Here is a 14,902-nt window from a genome sequence, read left to right as displayed (position 1 = left end):
GAACGGAGGCGGCCTATGAGCGCAGCACCTGGCGCGCGCCCTCGGCCGTGGGATCGAAGGCGCGGTCCCACTTCGCGATGACGAGCGTGGCGACGGTGTTGCCGATGAAGTTGGTGATGGCGCGCGCCTCGGACATGAAGCGGTCGACGCCGAGGATGAGCGCCATGCCCGCGACCGGCACGTGGCCGGTGGCCGAGAGCGTGGCGGCGAGGGTGATGAAGCCGCTGCCGGTGACGCCCGCCGCGCCCTTCGAGGTGAGGAGCAGCACGGCGAGCAGGCCGAGCTGGTGCCAGAGGTCGAGCGGCGTGTCGGTCGCCTGGGCGATGAAGAGCGCGGCCATGGTCAGGTAGATGCAGGTGCCGTCGAGGTTGAAGGAGTAGCCCGAGGGGACGACGATGCCGACCACCTGCGGTGCGCAGCCGGCGCGCTCCATCTTGGTCATGAGGCCGGGCAGGCCGGCCTCGGAGGACGACGTGCCGATGACGATCATCAGCTCCTCGCGGATGAACTTGAGGATTTTCCAGAGCGAGAAGCCGCCTGCGCGCGCGATGAGGCCGAGCACGACGGCGATGAAGACGATGCAGGTCAGGTAGACGCAGGCCATGAGGCCGGCGAGGGACTTGAGCGAGCCGAGCCCGTATTTGCCCACGGTGAAGGCCATGGCGCCGAACGCCGCGATCGGCGCGAGCTGGGCGACGAGGTTCACCATCATGAAAAACGCCTTCGAGACCTCGTGCAGCAGGTCGACGAGCGGGCGCGCCTTGTCGCCGAGCTTGGCGAGGGCGAAGCCGAAGAGCAGCGAGACGAGCAGCACCTGGAGGATCTCGCCCTCGACGAAGGCGCTGACGAAGGTGTTGGGGATCAGGTGCAGCGCCCAGTCGGCGAACGACATCTCCTTCGCCGCCTTGGCGTATTGCGCGACCGAGGCGGCGTCGAGCGAGGCGGCGGTGGCGTGGACGCCGGCGCCGGGCTGGAAGACGTTGGCGACGACGAGGCCGATGATGAGCGCGAGCGTGGTGGCGACCTCGAAGTAGATCAGCGCCTTGAGGCCGACGCGGCCGACCTGGCGGAGGTTGCCCATGCCGCCGATGCCGGAGACGACCGTGGTGAAGATGATCGGTCCGATCAGCATCTTGATGAGCTTGATGAACAGATCGCCGAGCGGCTTCAGGTCGGCGCCGAGCGTGGGCTGGTAGTGGCCGAGCAGGATGCCCGCGCCAATGGCGAGCAGCACCTGCACGTAGAGGTGGCGCAGATATTTCATGGGGTAGGCCGGCGGGGTCGCGGCGGGGCGGAAAAAAGCCCCGCGGGTCACGCGGGGCGAGGCAATTCCGGGTCAGCTCAGAGCTTCTTGGTGAGCTGGACGGACCACGAGAGGCCGCGGGCCATGAGGTTGTAGACGGAGGGGTCGTAGCCGCGGGAATCGGCGGAGAGCGGCGGGACGCGGTCGAAGAGGTTCACGACGCCGACGCGGATGGTGGTGTCGTTGGTCCACTTGTTCTTCGTCTTGAGGCGATACGAGACGTAGGCGTTGGTCATGATCGAATCGCGGACCTTGTAGCGGTAGGTGGTGGTGCCGTTGGAGGAGACGGGCACGATGTAGGTCGGCGAACCGAGCGACTCCCAGGTCGCCTGGGTGGTGGTGGCGTTCACGTCGGTGTAGGTGCCGGTGTAGTAGCCGGCGAGGCCGGCGCCCCACTGGTTGCGGCGCCAGGTGAGCGAGGCGTTGCCGCGCCACTTGGGCGTGGCGCCGCCGACGTTCGAGGTGTTCGAGTCGCGCAGGTCGACGCGCGGGCCGGTGGCGGAGTTGTAGGCGTGGAAGTCGTTCAGGTAGGTCCAGGTGGTGTTGAACGTGAAGTTGCCGATCGACCACTTCGGAAAGCGGTAGCTGAGGTCGAAGTCGAAGCCGTTCACGAACTCGGAGGCCTTGTTGAAGTAAGTCGTGCGCAGGATATCGATGGCGCCGACGACCGCGCGCTGGTTGCCCGGGGTGCGCGAGGCGTTGTAGGCGGCGAAGAAGTCGCGGTCGGCCTGCGTGACGGGCAGGCGGACGACGGCGGGGTCGCCCTGGTAGTTCGCGGTGCCGGAGCCGAGGTCGATGGCGTTGATGTTCTGGCCGGCGGCGAGGGCGGCCTGGGTGGCGGCGAGCAGCGCGGCGGTGTCGTCGGCGATGGAGCCGGAGGAGGCGATGACGTTGCTCTGGCGGATTTCCCAGTAGTCGACGCCGAGCGAGAGGCCCTTGACGAAGGGGACGTCGACGACGACGCCGGCGGACTTGCCCTTGGCCTCCTCGGGCTGAAGGTTCGGGTTGCCGGAGGCGATGCTGCGGCGGTTGGACGGACCGTCGGTCGGCAGGCCGGTGACGGTGCTGCGGTAGGTGTCGGTGCTGCCGGTGACGGTGCGGATGAGGGTGCCGGTGAAGAGCTGCGCGAGGTTGGGCGCGTGGAAGCCCTCGTTGTAGGAGCCGCGGACCATCATCCAGCGCACAGGCTGCCAGCTGACGCCGAACTTCGGCTTCGTGGTGTCGCCGAAGTCGGTGTAGCTCTCGTGGCGGGCGGAAGCGGTGAGCTCGAGCGATTCGACCAGCGGGAGCTTGAACTTCCGGCCGACGAGCGGGATCACGGTCTCGGCGTAGGCGGCGGTGACGTGGCGGTTGCCGTGGGTGTCGGAATTGGGCGAGAAGCCGAGGAAGTCGTTTGCGGCCGGATCGAGGCCGGAGTCCGGCGGGTTGAGGCCGGCGTAGGGCGGACGGAAGTCGTCGTAGACCTCGCGGCGATACTCGCCGCCGACGGCGAGGCCGATGGTGTTGCCGCCCCAGAGATCGATCACGTCGCCGCTGGCCCGGGCGTCCCAGCTGCCGAGCTTGGTGATGCCCTCGCGGATGAACTGCGAGCGGAAGGTCTTCTGCACGCTCTCGGGATTCTGGTAGTCGCCGGTGACGACGAGCGTGCCGTTCTGGACGGCGAAGGTGCGGGTGAAGGGATTGAAGGCCAGGGCGGGATCAGTCTGGTTGATGGCGGCGATGAGCAGGCTCTTTCTCGACGGGCCGGCCTCGTCGTCCTTCACGCGCGACTCGCCGTAGAGCAGCGCGGATTCCCACGACCACGAGCCGGAGAGCTTGCCGCGCAGGCCGGCGACGCCGCGGTAGACGGTGTTGTCGACGGTGGACGTGCGGGTGGCGAGGTCGGTGAGGCGCTTGTTGCTGATGAGGACGGCGGCGGGCGTGCCGGTGAGGCGGGCGGAGCCGTCGGCGTTGGGCGCGCCGGTGGGCGACCAGTAGCGCGTGCCGAACGGGTTGTAGGGGTTCGTGGCGGGCACGATGATGTTGCCGTCGGTCGAGGCGGTGATGCCGTCCGGCTCGCGGTAGGTGACGGAGTGCGCGCGGTAGAAGTTGAAGTCGGCGAAGGCGGTGAGGTTCTCGCGCAGGTCGTATTCGCCGGCGGCAAAGACGTTGGCGCGCTTCGACTCGGGCTGGAGGACGCGGTAGGTGTTGTTGTTCCAGTAGTAGGTGCCGGTGATGCCGGCGCGGCTCGGGGTCGTGGTCTGGAAACCGACGCCGGTGGCGGTCGGCACGAGGAAGAACTGGCCGGAAGTCGCGGCCAGCGTCGACGGGATGCCGGCGGTGCGGCCGGCGGTGAAGACGCCGCTGCTGTTCACGGTGCCGAGGGTGTAGTTGCCGTATTCGCTGGTGGCCGAGCGGGCGTTGAAGGTGGTGTTGGTGGAGACGTTCCACGGCGCGGGGGCGCGGTAGCTCATGTCCGCCTCGGCCATGAACGCGCGGTCGCGCGCGTAGGTCGCATCGCGCTGGTAGAGGTCGACCGTGACGATGCCGCGGCCCTTGCCGCCGGCGAAGTCGAAGCCGTGGGTGAGCGCCACGCGGGCGTCGGCGCCGTCGCCGTAGCGGGTCTCGCCGTAGCGGAGCTGCAGCTCGGTGCCGCGATACTCGCGGCGCATGATGTAGTTCACGACGCCGGCGACGGCATCGGTGCCGTAGATGGAGGAGGCGCCGTCGCGCAGGACGTCGATGCGCTCGATGCCGCGGTTGGGGAGGATATTGACGTTGGTGGTGAGGGTCGGGACGCCGGCCTCGGACTGCGAGATCGGGTGCGGCGGCAGGCGGCGGCCGTTGAGAAGGATGAGGGTGTTGCTCGAGGGCAGGCCGCGAAGGGAGCTGGAGGAGTTGTCACCGCGAGCGGTGGCGCCGAGCGTGGCGGTCTCGTTGCCCGGCAGGCCGGTGATCTGCGGCAGGGAGATGAGCAGGTCGGCGGGCTGCGCGGCGTCGCGCACCTCCATCGCTTCGCGATCGATGACGGTGACGGGGAGCGTCTTTTCCTGGTCGAGGCGCTTCAGGTTCGAGCCGGTGACGATGTATTGGTCGAGCTTCACGGGCTGCTCCTCGCCCGGGACGGCCGGGGCGGGCGCGGCGGTCTGGGCGAAGGCGAGCGGAGCGAGCGCGAGCCACGCCGGGAGGGCGGCGAGGCGGAGGGTGCGCGGGACGTGGTTCATGGGCTGGGGGTGTTGGGTGGCTAGGGTCAGTTCGGAAAAAGCAGGCGCGCGGCGTAGGGGGCCATGCCCTTGTTGTTGTGGGCGACGTTGGGCGCGATGGACAGCATCCAGTGGAACGGCGTGTCGAGCGCGGCGGCGGCGGCCTTGGCGCGGTTGAAGAAGAACTGGCCGCGGGCGAAGCGGTAGGGCCCCTGCTCGTCGGCCTCGGGGGAATGGCGCAGCGCGGGGTGCTTGGCGTCGGTGTCGGCGTCGCCCAGCAGCACGTTGAAGGGGAAGGCGAATACCCGGCGCAGCGCCGCGGCGTCGGCCGTCGTGCCCTTCAGCCCGTAGGGGAAGGCGCGCTCGAGCTCCGGCAGCATATACCAGCCGGCGTTGGCGGCGACGGCCCGCGCCACGCGCGCATCGGGCACGAAGTAGAGGAAACGCTGCACGAACTGCGCGCCGGCCGAGTGGCCGTAGAGGCAGTAGTCCGGGCGCGTGCTGCCGAGCTGGGCGCGCACGGCGTCGAAGGCCGGCTCGATCATGCTGAACGACCACGCCTCGCGCGGCACCGGCCGGCCGGCGGCGTCGAAGAGGTTGCCGGAGTTGAAGCCCTCCTCGCCGGGGAACTCCTTCTTGGTGAACTCGGGCACGACCAGCAGGAACCGCTTCGCGTCGGCCAGCTCGACCCAGTCGTTGAGGTAATCCTCCGCGTTGCGGCCGACGCCGTGGATGACGAACAGCACCGGGGCATCCGCCGGCAGCCCGGCCGGGCGGTAGTGCCACACCGGCAGCTCGTGGCCGCCGTGCGTGATCGTGAGGCGGCCGCGCTCGCCGGCGGCGGCGCTGAAGGCGACGGCGAACGCACCGCACAGGAGGAACAGGAGGCGACCGAGAGTCGTCAGGCGAGGCATGGAAAAAGGGGAAAGGAGAGCCAGCGGAGCGCGCCAGGGGGGCGCAACGCGGGACTGTGTCCGGGGTTGGTCATAAGCTACCGGGGATTCCCGCGCGCGCCTAGCCGGGCGATTGCACCGGGGCAGGGCGTAGTTCTACGCAATGCGCGGCACGCTTGCAGTTTGCTATGACTTGCGTGTGCTGACCTCCGAGATGCCCCCCGCCGCGACCGCCGCCCCGCACTTCGTCCTCGTGGACGACACGGCGACCTTCCGCGGCCTGCTGAAGGCCTCGCTGCAGCAGCGCTTCCAGCCGCGGGTGTTCCAGGACTTCGCCCAGGGCGCCGACGCGCTCGCCGCCTGCCTGGCCAGCCCGCCCGACCTGCTCATCGCCGACCTTTACCTCCGCGACCTCGACGGCCGCGACATCGTGCGGAGCCTGCGCGAGCGGGGCCTGACCACGCGCGTCGTGATCCTGACGGCCCATCCCGAGGCGCAGCTGCCGGCGGAGCTGGTGGCGCTCGGCGTCGCGGGCTTCGTCGACAAGAACTCCCCGCTCGAGCAGATCGACCGCGCGGTGCAATGCGTGCTCGAGGGCGGCATGTTCTTCTCCGCCACGGTGCCGCCGCCCGTGCCGTCGCTGGCCAACGAGCCCCCTGCCCCGCCTCGGCGCCGAGGCGCTGTCGGAGCGCGAGCGCGAGGTGGTGCGCCTCGTCGCCCGCGGCATGGTGTCGAAGGAGATCGGCGCGCAGCTCGACCTGAGCACGCGCACCGTCGAGAAGCACCGCGCGCGCATCCTGGCCAAGCTCGGCCTGCACGACGTGCCGACGCTCGTGCGCTGGTGCCTGCGCAACGGTCTAGGCTGAACGCGCCGCGCCCGCGGGCTCGCGGGCGGCCACCGGCAGCAGCACGCGGAAGACCGCGCCCTTGCCGGGCTGCGACTGCACCTCGAGGCGTCCGCCCTGGAGCGTGAGCAGCTCGCGGGCGATGAAGAGCCCGAGGCCGGTCGAGTCCTCCCCTTCCCCGGTCGGCTTGGCCGAGAGCTTCTGGTAGGGGGCGAAGATCTTGGCGAAGTCGGCCGGCCCGAGCCCGGGCCCGCTGTCGCGCACCTCGGCGAACGCCCAGGCGCCGGCCTCGCCGAGGGCGACGGCGACGGCGCCGCCGGGCGGGGAGAATTTCAGCGCGTTGCCGATGAGGTTGTCGAAGACCTGCCGCAGGCGCTCGGGATCGGCGAGGACGCGCGGCATCGGCGCGGGGGCGGCGACGAGCGCCAGCGGCTGCTCCTTCTGCGCCGCGATCGGGCGCAGGCTTTCGACCGCGCTGCGCGCGAGCTCGGCGAGGTCGACCTCGCTGGTGTGCAGCTGGAGGTTGCCCTCCTCCATCGCGGAGGCGTCGAGGAAGTCGCGCACGAGGGTGCGCATGCGCGCGGTGTCGGCCTGGATGCCGGCGGCGAGCCGGCGGACGTTCGCCTCGTCCGCGGGCGCGCGCGCGATGAGGCCGGCGGTGGCGTTGAGCGCGGTGAGCGGGACCTTGAGGTCGTGCGAGGCCATCTGGAGCAGGCGCGACTTCAGCGCCTCGGCCGCCTCGGCCTGGGCGCGCGCGCGCTCGGTGGCGGCGCGCATCTTGCGCTCGGCGCGCAGGCGCACGAGCTGGATGACGATGACGGCGCCGAGCAGCGTCACGCCGCCGACCAGGCCGGCGGCGAGGGCGAGGTTCTGCGAGCGGCGCTGCTCGAGTTCGGCCGCCTTCACGTCCTGGTCGCGGCGGAGGAGGCGGATCTGCAGCTCGCGCTGTTCCTCGCGGTAGCGGGCGCGCAGCTCGTCCATGCGCCGCCGGTCCTCCTCGCGCTGGAGCTGCTCGGTGGCGGCGGCGAGCTTGCGCTGGCTGTCGAGCGCGAGCGCGAGTTCGCCCCGCGCCTCGTAGGTGAGCGCGAGCTCGCGATGGATCTCGGCCAGGACCTCGGCGCTCTCGAGCGTGCCCGCGACCTGGAGGGCGGTGAGCAGGTGCGCGAGCGCGTCGTCGAGCCGGCCGGCGTGGCGCAGGATGGTGCCGAGGCGGCGGTGGGTGTTGGCGATGTAGCGGCGGTATTTCAGCGCCTCGAAGGTGGTGAGCGCGCGGTTGAGGTAGCTGAGCGCCTTCTCGGTGTCGCCCTGGGCGTCGGCGGCGAGGCCGAGGTTGGTGAGCGACTCGGCGATGGCGCGGCGGTTGCCGTAGCCCTCGCGCAGGTGCAGCGCCTCCTCATGGATCGCGATGGCGCGCGGGTAGTCGCGCCGGCCGAGGTAGTAGTTGCCGAGGCTGTTGAGCAGGCTGGCGCGCATGCGCTCGTCCTTCGCGCGCGCGGCGTAGTCGAGGCCGCGGTTGAAATGCTGGAGCGCGTCCTCGTCGCGGCCGTAGCGCTGGTAGGTCAGCCCGAGCCCGCCGTGGGTGCGGGCGAGGATGGCGGGATCGCCGAGCGCCTCGGCGAGGTGCAGTTCCTCGAGGTGCCGCTCGAGCGAGCCGGGGTAGTCGCTCAGGTTCCAGTAGAGCCGTCCGAGGAGGTAGAGGAAGTCGATCTGCAGGCGAGCGTCGCCTAGCTGGCGCGCGCGCGCGAGGCCGTCGCGCGCCCCGGCGATGCCGTCGGCGTAGTCACCGCGGCGGCGCTGGAGGTTCACGACCGTGACGAGCGCGCGCAGGGCCTCGGTCTCGTTGGGGGCCTGCGCGAGCGTCTGGCGGGCGGATTCCCAGACCTCGTCGCCGTCGGGCGTCTCCGAGTCGGTCGCGGTGGAGATGGGCGGTCCCGCGTCCTTGACGGTGCGCGGCGCCGGTTGCGCCGCCAGCCAGGCGGGCCAGCTGAGGATCAAGAGCCACCAGCGCACGAAACGAAGCACGGCGGCAGGTCGGCAGAAGGCGGGCCGGCTTTCAACGCCAATTCCCCGGGCCCGAAAACATGAAGGGGCCGCCTCTGCCGGCGACCCCTTCACGACCTAACACCAAGCAAACCGTAAGAAATATCGACGGGAAAGACGCGGGCCGGAGGAAAACGTTGAATCTTTTCGAAAGAATTTTTCGGACCTCGGTCCGAACCCGGGAAGCGACCCCCGAAAACATGAAGGGCGCCCCTCGCGGAGCGCCCTGCATGACCTAACACCAAGCAAACCGTAAGAACTACAAACAATGTTTCGTTATGAACGACGCACTGATGTCACCCAGATAGACGCAGCCGGGCGCGAAACGTTGAAAAAATTTCCGGCCGATTTCTGTGAACAACTTTCCTGAAATTCGCCTGGCGTTTCGCCTTGGCGCCACGTGAGTTACGCGACGGTTCGGTTCCGGTGTCAGGGTGCGGCAACGCGCCCCGTCTTGTCATAAACGCACGAAACCATGAACCCTCGTCCCCACCTGTTCGGCGTCCTCGCCGGACTGTTTCTCGCCGCCGGCCTGGCCGGCTCGGCGGCCATCGTCGCCTCGACGCTCACGCGCCTAAACGACAGTAACGCCATCGCCGTCACCGGCGCCGCCCGCCGCAACGTCCGCTCCGACCTCATCGTCTGGCGCGCGAATTTCTCCGCCGACGCGCCGTCGCTGCTCGAGGCGCAGCAGCGCCTGCAGGCCGACCTCGCGAAGGTCACCGCTTTTCTCCAGGCGCACGGCGTCGCCGAGATCGCGCTCGCGCCGGTGCAGATCCGCGAGATCACGGCCAAGCGCCCGGGCCACGCGGATGACGACGGCGAGCCGCAGACGCTGACCGTGCGGCTCGGCTATCGCCTGACCCAGGGGCTCGAGATGCGCTCGGGCGAGGTCGAGCGCGTGCCGCGTCTCGCCGCCGAGAGCGGCGCGCTGCTCGAGCAGGGCGTGGCGTTCGTGTCGGACAGCTTTGAATTCATCTACACAAAGGCGGGCGAGGCGAAGGTCGAGATGATGGCCGAGGCGACGAAGGACGCCCGCGCCCGCGCCGAGCAGATCGCCGCGCAGGGCGGCCGCCGCCTCGACGGGCTGCGCAGCGCCAAGGTCGGCGTCATCCAGATCAACCCGCTGCACTCGAGCGCCACGAGCTGGGACGGCAACAACGACACCACGGCGCTCGACAAGACCATCATCGCAACCGTCAGCGCGTCATTCGCGATGAAGTGAAAGGCCGAGCGGCGTTGTCGGGCGGAGTCTCCCGACTCCGCGGTGGATTCGTTGACTGGGTGCCGCTCGCGGCGGGGCCGGAAGACCCCGCCCGACCCGGCGCGCACGCCGGGGCCGGACTCAGAGATGCACTTCCGCCGGCACGACCTTGCCGGCGTTCTGTTTTTCCGGGAGCGGCGTGCTCTTGAGCGGGTAGCGGAACTGGCGGCCCTCGAAATTGTGGAAGACGACCTCGTCGTCGGTGATCTTCTCGAGATACTCCGGGTTGATCGGCACCTTGCCGCCGCCGCCGGGGGCGTCGATGACGTATTGCGGCACGGCGTAGCCGGTGGTGTGGCCGCGGAGCGCCTGAATGATCTCGATGCCCTTGCGGACGTCGGCCTTGAAGTGCGCGCCGCCCGTGATGAGGTCCATCTGGTAGATGTAGTAGGGCCGCACGCGCATGCGGAGCAGGCGGTGGACGAGCGCCTTCATGACGTCGGCGTCGTCGTTCACGCCGCGAAGGAGCACGCTCTGGTTGCCCAGCGGCACGCCGGCGAAGGCGAGGCGCTCGCACGCGTCCTTCAGCTCCTGCGTGGCCTCCTTGGGATGATTGACGTGGATGCTCATCCAGATCGGCCCGTGCTTCTTGAAGATCTCGCAGAGTTCCGGCGTGATGCGCTGGGGCAGGAAGACCGGGATGCGCGAGCCGATGCGGATGAACTCCACGTGCTTGATCGCGCGCAGGCGGCTCAGCAGGTGGTCGAGCTTCTTGTCCGAGAGCAGGAGCGGGTCGCCGCCGGAGAGGAGGACGTCGCGCACCTCGGGATGCGCCTCGATGTAGCGCAGGCCCTGCTCGTATTCGGGATGGAAGTTGTAGTCCTGCGCGTTCGAGACGAGGCGGCTGCGCGTGCAGTAGCGGCAGTAGCTCGCGCAGCGGTCGGTCACGAGGAACAGCACGCGGTCCGGGTAGCGGTGGACGAGGCCGGGGACGGGCGAGTGCTCATCCTCGCCGAGCGAGTCGAGCATCTCCTCCGAGGACACGATGCTCTCGTCGATGCGCGGGATGACCTGCTTGCGGATCGGGCAGGCCGGGTCGTCGCGGTCGATGAGGTTGAAAAAATAGGGCGTGATCGCGAGGGCGAGCTTGTGGCTGGCGAAGAGGCAGCCGGCCTTCTCCTCGGGCGTCAGCGTCATCAGCCGCTCCAGCTGCTCGACCGTCGTGATGCGGTTTTGGAGCTGCCAGGTCCAGTCACGCCACTGGGCTTCCGGGACGTGCTGCCAAAGACCCTGGCCTTGGAACCAGGCGGCGCGATCTTCTGTGTAGGGCATGATGCTGGAAGACGGCTATCTCGTTCGCCGGGGGTGTCAAACGGCGGTTTGCCGTATGCACCGGCACAGTTCCGCGCCGAAAACACCGGTGCGCGGCGGTGCTTAGCGTTTTTTTAATGCCTGGTGCGCATCACTTAATTAGGCCCGTCAGCGGCGGCGCGTTAAGGTGACGCCATGACCGCTGCCGATGTCACCGACCTCGCCCTGTTCCTCGTCGCCCTCGTCGCCGGCACTCCGCTGCTCGGCCGCTGGCTGGCGCGCGTGCTGCAAGGCGACATCCCAACCGGACTGCGCTGGCTGACTCCGCTCGAGCGCGCGCTCTACCGCGCCGCCGGACTCGACCCGGTCGCGGACATGACGTGGCAGCACTACACCGGAGCCCTCGTCGCGCTGAATCTCCTTGGCGGCGCCGCCGTGCTCGCGCTTCAACTCGCCCAAGCCCACCTGCCGCTCAACCCGCAGGGCTTCGGCCCGGTGCCACTCGGCGTCGCGGTGAACACCGCCGTGTCGTTCCTGACCAACACCAACTGGCAGGCCTACTCCGGCGAAGCCTCGCTCGGCTACCTCGCCCAGATGGCCGGACTCGGCGTGCAGAACTTCCTCAGCGCCGCCACCGGCCTCGCCGTCCTGGCCGCCCTCGCCCGCGGCTTCAGCCGCAAGTCCGCCGCCGGGCTCGGCAACTTCTGGGCCGACCTCGTGCGCGCCACGCTCTACGTGCTGCTGCCGCTCTCGCTCCTGCTCGCCGTCGTGCTCGTCTCACAAGGCGTCGTGCAATCCTTCGCGCCCTACCCGACCGCCACGACGCTCGCCGGCGCCGCGCAAGTCATCCCGCTCGGGCCGGCCGCCTCGCAAGTCGCGATCAAGCAGCTCGGCACGAACGGCGGCGGCTTTTTCGGCGTGAACTCCGCGCATCCCTTCGAGAACCCGACGCCGCTCTCGAACTTCCTCCAGACCCTCGCGATCCTGCTCCTGCCTGCTGCGTGCGTCTACGCCTACGGCTTGCTCACCGGCGCGCGCCGCCACGCCAGGGTGCTGTTCACCGTGATGCTCGTGTTCTTCCTCGGCGCGCTCGCTCTCTCGCTCTGGGCCGAATACGCCACGCCGGGCTCCGCCGCGCTCGCGCTGGAGGGCAAGGAAGTGCGCTTCGGCGTCACACCGTCGATCCTTTGGGCCAACGCCACCACCGTCGCCTCCAACGGCTCGGTCAACGCCATGCACTCGTCGCTCTCGCCGCTCGCGGGCGGCATCGCGCTGTTCAACATGCTGCTCGGCGAAATCGTCTTCGGCGGCGTCGGCTCCGGCCTCTACGGCATGGTGATGGTGGCGATCCTCGCCGTCTTCCTCGCCGGCCTGATGGTGGGCCGCACGCCGGAATATCTCGGCAAGAAGATCGAGGCTTACGAGGTGCGCCTGGCCGTGGTGGCGATCCTCCTGCCCTGCGCCGCGGTGCTGCTCGGCTGCGCGGTCTCGTTCGCCACCGCGTCCGGCCGCGCCGCCGTCGGCCACGCCGGCCCGCACGCGCTGACCGAGATCCTCTACGCCTGGGGCTCGATGGCCAACAACAACGGCTCCGCCTTCGGCAGCCTCACCGCCACCGGCGATCTCTACACCTGGGGCGGCGCGCTCGCGATGCTGCTCGGCCGCTTCGGCGTCATCGTGCCCGTGCTCGCGCTCGCCGGTCGCTGCGCCGCCAAGAAGACCGTGCCGCCCTCAGGCGGCACCTTCCCGACCGATGGCCCGCTCTTCGCCGTGCTGCTTGCCGGCACGATCGTGATCGAGGTCGCGCTGATCTACTTCCCCGCCCTCACGCTCGGCCCCGGCCTCGAATACCTCCTCCTCGCCGCCGGCCGCACATTCTGAACCGGCGGCCCGCGCGCCGAGTAGCCTAATGGGTTACCGCCGCGCCTCCCGCCGCTTTCCCTCCTCGCCCTTTCTCCATGAAAACCACCCACGCCTCCGCCTGGGACGCCGCCCCGCTCCGCCGCGCCGCACTCGACGCCGTGCGCAAGCTCGACCCGCGCGAACTCTGGCGCAACCCCGTCATCTTCGTCACCGCCCTCGGCGCCGTCGCCGTCACTTTCGTCGCGACGCGCGACCTGTTCGCGGGCGCGCTCACGGGTTTCACGATCCAGATCACGCTCTGGCTCTGGTTCACGGTGCTGTTCGCGACCTTCGCCGAGGCCGTCGCCGAGGGCCGCGGCAAAGCCCAGGCCGACTCGCTGAAACGCGCCCGCGCCCAGGTCTTCGCGCGCCGCCTCCGCGGCGACCGCGCGGAGGAACGCGTCGCGGCCACCGACCTGCGCAAAGGCGATGTCGTCGTCTGCGAGGCGCGCGACGTCATCCCCGCCGACGGCGAGGTCATCGACGGCATCGCCAGCGTCGACGAATCCGCCATCACCGGCGAATCGGCCCCCGTCGTCCGCGAGAGCGGCGGCGACCGCAGCGCCGTCACCGGCGGCACGCGCGTCCTCAGCGACCGGATCGTCGTCCGCGTCACCGTCGAGCCGGGCGCCGGCTTCCTCGACCGCATGATCGGCCTCGTCGAAGGCGCCTCGCGCCAGCGCACGCCGAACGAGATCGCGCTCGGCATTCTGCTCGTCGCGCTCACCGCCGTCTTCCTCGGGGTCGTGGCGACGCTGCCGTTCTTCGCCCGCTACAGCGAATCGCTCGCCGGCCAGCCCGGCGCGGTCGACACCTCGCTGCCCGTGCTCGTGTCGCTCTTCGTCTGCCTCATCCCGACCACCATCGGCGGCCTGCTCAGCGCCATCGGCATCAGCGGCATCGACCGGCTCATCCGCCGCAACGTCATCGCCACCTCCGGCCGCGCCGTCGAGGCCGCGGGCGACATCGACGTGCTCCTCCTCGACAAGACCGGCACCATCACGCTCGGCAATCGCCAGGCCGTGGAATTCCTCCCCGCGCCCGGAGTCACGGCCGAGCGGCTCGCCGCCGCCGCGCAGCTCGCCTCGCTCGCCGACGAGACGCCCGAGGGCCGCAGCATCGCCGTGCTGGCGAAGGAGAAATTCAATCTCCGCGAACGCGAGGTCGCCGCGCCGCACGCGACCTTCGTGCCCTTCGCCGCGCAGACGCGCATGAGTGGCGTCGATCTCGCCGGCCGCTCCATCCGCAAGGGCGCCGCCGACAGCGTGCGCGCGTGGGCCGCCGCGCAGGGCGGCGCGTGGCCGGCCGAAGTCGCCACGACGGTCGAGCGGATCGCCAAGGCCGGCGGCACGCCGCTGGTCGTCGCCGAGGACGCCGCGGTGCTCGGCGTCATCTACCTCAAGGACGTCGTGAAGGGCGGCATCAAGGAACGCTTCGCCGAACTGCGCCGCATGGGCATCCGCACCGTGATGATCACGGGCGACAACCCGCTGACCGCCGCGGCCATCGCCGCCGAGGCGGGCGTCGACGACTTCCTCGCGCAAGCCACACCCGAGATGAAACTCGCCCGCATCCGCCACGAGCAGGCACAGGGCCGCCTCGTCGCCATGACCGGCGACGGCACCAACGACGCTCCCGCGCTCGCCCAGGCCGACGTCGGCGTGGCCATGAACACCGGCACGCAGGCCGCCCGCGAAGCCGGCAACATGGTCGACCTCGACTCGAACCCGACGAAGCTCATCGAGATCGTCGCGATCGGCAAACAGCTGCTCATGACTCGCGGCGCGCTCACGACGTTCTCTGTGGCCAACGACGTGGCGAAATACTTCGCGATCATCCCCGCGATGTTCGCCGGGCTCTACGCCGTCTCCGGCCGCGCCGGCCCGCTCGCCGCGCTCAACGTCATGGGCCTGCACTCGCCGCAGAGCGCGATCCTCAGCGCCGTCGTCTTCAACGCCCTCATCATCGTCGCGCTCGTGCCGCTCGCGCTGCGCGGCGTCGCCTACCGCGCGCTGCCCGCCGCCGACCTGCTGCGCCGCAACCTCGTCGTCTACGGACTCGGCGGACTCGTCGCGCCGTTCCTCGGCATCAAGCTCATCGATCTCCTCCTCGTCGCCGCGCACCTCGCGTGATCTTCACTCGAAAAAATTTCCGCGCACCCACGCCCGAGCAATGGCTCACAGCGCTCGTCCTCGGTGCACTGCTTTTGCTCGGCGTCGCTT

At 69.9% G+C, this 14,902-nt stretch carries 9 protein-coding genes and 1 pseudogene; 5 read left to right on the top strand and 5 right to left on the bottom strand.

Annotated features, from left to right (window positions below; translation table 11 throughout):
- Window positions 1–13: 13 nt before the first annotated feature.
- From ACMYLB_RS05440 to ACMYLB_RS05430, 3 genes are all read right to left on the bottom strand, one after another.
- Window positions 14–1,264: a dicarboxylate/amino acid:cation symporter gene (locus ACMYLB_RS05440; protein WP_415909936.1), complete on the bottom strand. Its 1,251-nt coding sequence runs from the start codon at window positions 1,262–1,264 to the stop codon at window positions 14–16.
- 77 nt (window positions 1,265–1,341) lie between these two features.
- Window positions 1,342–4,506 carry a TonB-dependent receptor domain-containing protein gene (locus ACMYLB_RS05435; RefSeq protein WP_415909935.1) on the bottom strand — a complete coding sequence of 1,055 codons (3,165 nt, stop codon included), beginning with the start codon at window positions 4,504–4,506 and terminating at the stop codon, window positions 1,342–1,344.
- A 26-nt stretch (window positions 4,507–4,532) separates the two neighbouring features.
- Window positions 4,533–5,399, bottom strand: coding sequence for an alpha/beta hydrolase (locus tag ACMYLB_RS05430; protein WP_415909934.1), 867 nt, complete (start codon window positions 5,397–5,399; stop codon window positions 4,533–4,535).
- 142 nt (window positions 5,400–5,541) lie between these two features.
- Here ACMYLB_RS05430 and ACMYLB_RS05425 point away from each other — a divergent pair.
- A pseudogene (locus tag ACMYLB_RS05425) lies at window positions 5,542–5,898 on the top strand (response regulator); the annotation flags it as partial.
- 184 nt (window positions 5,899–6,082) lie between these two features.
- Window positions 6,083–6,244, top strand: a complete 162-nt coding sequence (locus ACMYLB_RS05420; protein ID WP_415909933.1) for a LuxR C-terminal-related transcriptional regulator — start codon at window positions 6,083–6,085, stop codon at window positions 6,242–6,244.
- Here ACMYLB_RS05420 and ACMYLB_RS05415 read toward each other — a convergent pair.
- Complete coding sequence (locus ACMYLB_RS05415) at window positions 6,236–8,245, bottom strand: tetratricopeptide repeat protein (protein WP_415909932.1); 2,010 nt, start codon at window positions 8,243–8,245, stop codon at window positions 6,236–6,238. The genes ACMYLB_RS05420 and ACMYLB_RS05415 overlap by 9 nt on opposite strands.
- A gap of 493 nt (window positions 8,246–8,738) precedes the next feature.
- Here ACMYLB_RS05415 and ACMYLB_RS05410 point away from each other — a divergent pair, with 493 nt between their 5' ends.
- Complete coding sequence (locus ACMYLB_RS05410) at window positions 8,739–9,488, top strand: SIMPL domain-containing protein (protein WP_415909931.1); 750 nt, start codon at window positions 8,739–8,741, stop codon at window positions 9,486–9,488.
- 120 nt (window positions 9,489–9,608) lie between these two features.
- Here ACMYLB_RS05410 and ACMYLB_RS05405 read toward each other — a convergent pair whose 3' ends face one another.
- Window positions 9,609–10,799, bottom strand: a complete 1,191-nt coding sequence (locus ACMYLB_RS05405) for a KamA family radical SAM protein (protein ID WP_415909930.1) — start codon at window positions 10,797–10,799, stop codon at window positions 9,609–9,611.
- Window positions 10,800–10,973: 174 nt separating this feature from the next.
- Between ACMYLB_RS05405 and kdpA the strand changes: the two genes are divergently transcribed.
- Together kdpA and kdpB are read left to right on the top strand one after the other, a co-directional pair.
- Complete coding sequence (gene kdpA, locus ACMYLB_RS05400; RefSeq protein ID WP_415909929.1) at window positions 10,974–12,659, top strand: potassium-transporting ATPase subunit KdpA; 1,686 nt, start codon at window positions 10,974–10,976, stop codon at window positions 12,657–12,659.
- Window positions 12,660–12,736: 77 nt separating this feature from the next.
- Complete coding sequence (gene kdpB / locus ACMYLB_RS05395) at window positions 12,737–14,812, top strand: potassium-transporting ATPase subunit KdpB (RefSeq protein ID WP_415909928.1); 2,076 nt, start codon at window positions 12,737–12,739, stop codon at window positions 14,810–14,812.
- Window positions 14,813–14,902 lie beyond the last annotated feature (90 nt).

It is taken from the genome of Oleiharenicola sp. Vm1 (genome assembly GCF_047777955.1).
Lineage (GTDB): Bacteria > Verrucomicrobiota > Verrucomicrobiia > Opitutales > Opitutaceae > Didemnitutus.
This window is presented reverse-complemented; position numbering and strand designations above follow the sequence as displayed.

Coding starts and splice junctions, on each gene's coding strand:
- ACMYLB_RS05430 (WP_415909934.1), bottom strand. CDS start 5,399: ATGCCTCGCCTGACGACTCTCGGTCGCCTCCTGTTCCTCCTGTGCGGT.
- kdpA (WP_415909929.1), top strand. CDS start 10,974: ATGACCGCTGCCGATGTCACCGACCTCGCCCTGTTCCTCGTCGCCCTC.
- ACMYLB_RS05410 (WP_415909931.1), top strand. CDS start 8,739: ATGAACCCTCGTCCCCACCTGTTCGGCGTCCTCGCCGGACTGTTTCTC.
- ACMYLB_RS05405 (WP_415909930.1), bottom strand. CDS start 10,799: ATGCCCTACACAGAAGATCGCGCCGCCTGGTTCCAAGGCCAGGGTCTT.
- ACMYLB_RS05440 (WP_415909936.1), bottom strand. CDS start 1,264: ATGAAATATCTGCGCCACCTCTACGTGCAGGTGCTGCTCGCCATTGGC.
- ACMYLB_RS05435 (WP_415909935.1), bottom strand. CDS start 4,506: ATGAACCACGTCCCGCGCACCCTCCGCCTCGCCGCCCTCCCGGCGTGG.
- kdpB (WP_415909928.1), top strand. CDS start 12,737: ATGAAAACCACCCACGCCTCCGCCTGGGACGCCGCCCCGCTCCGCCGC.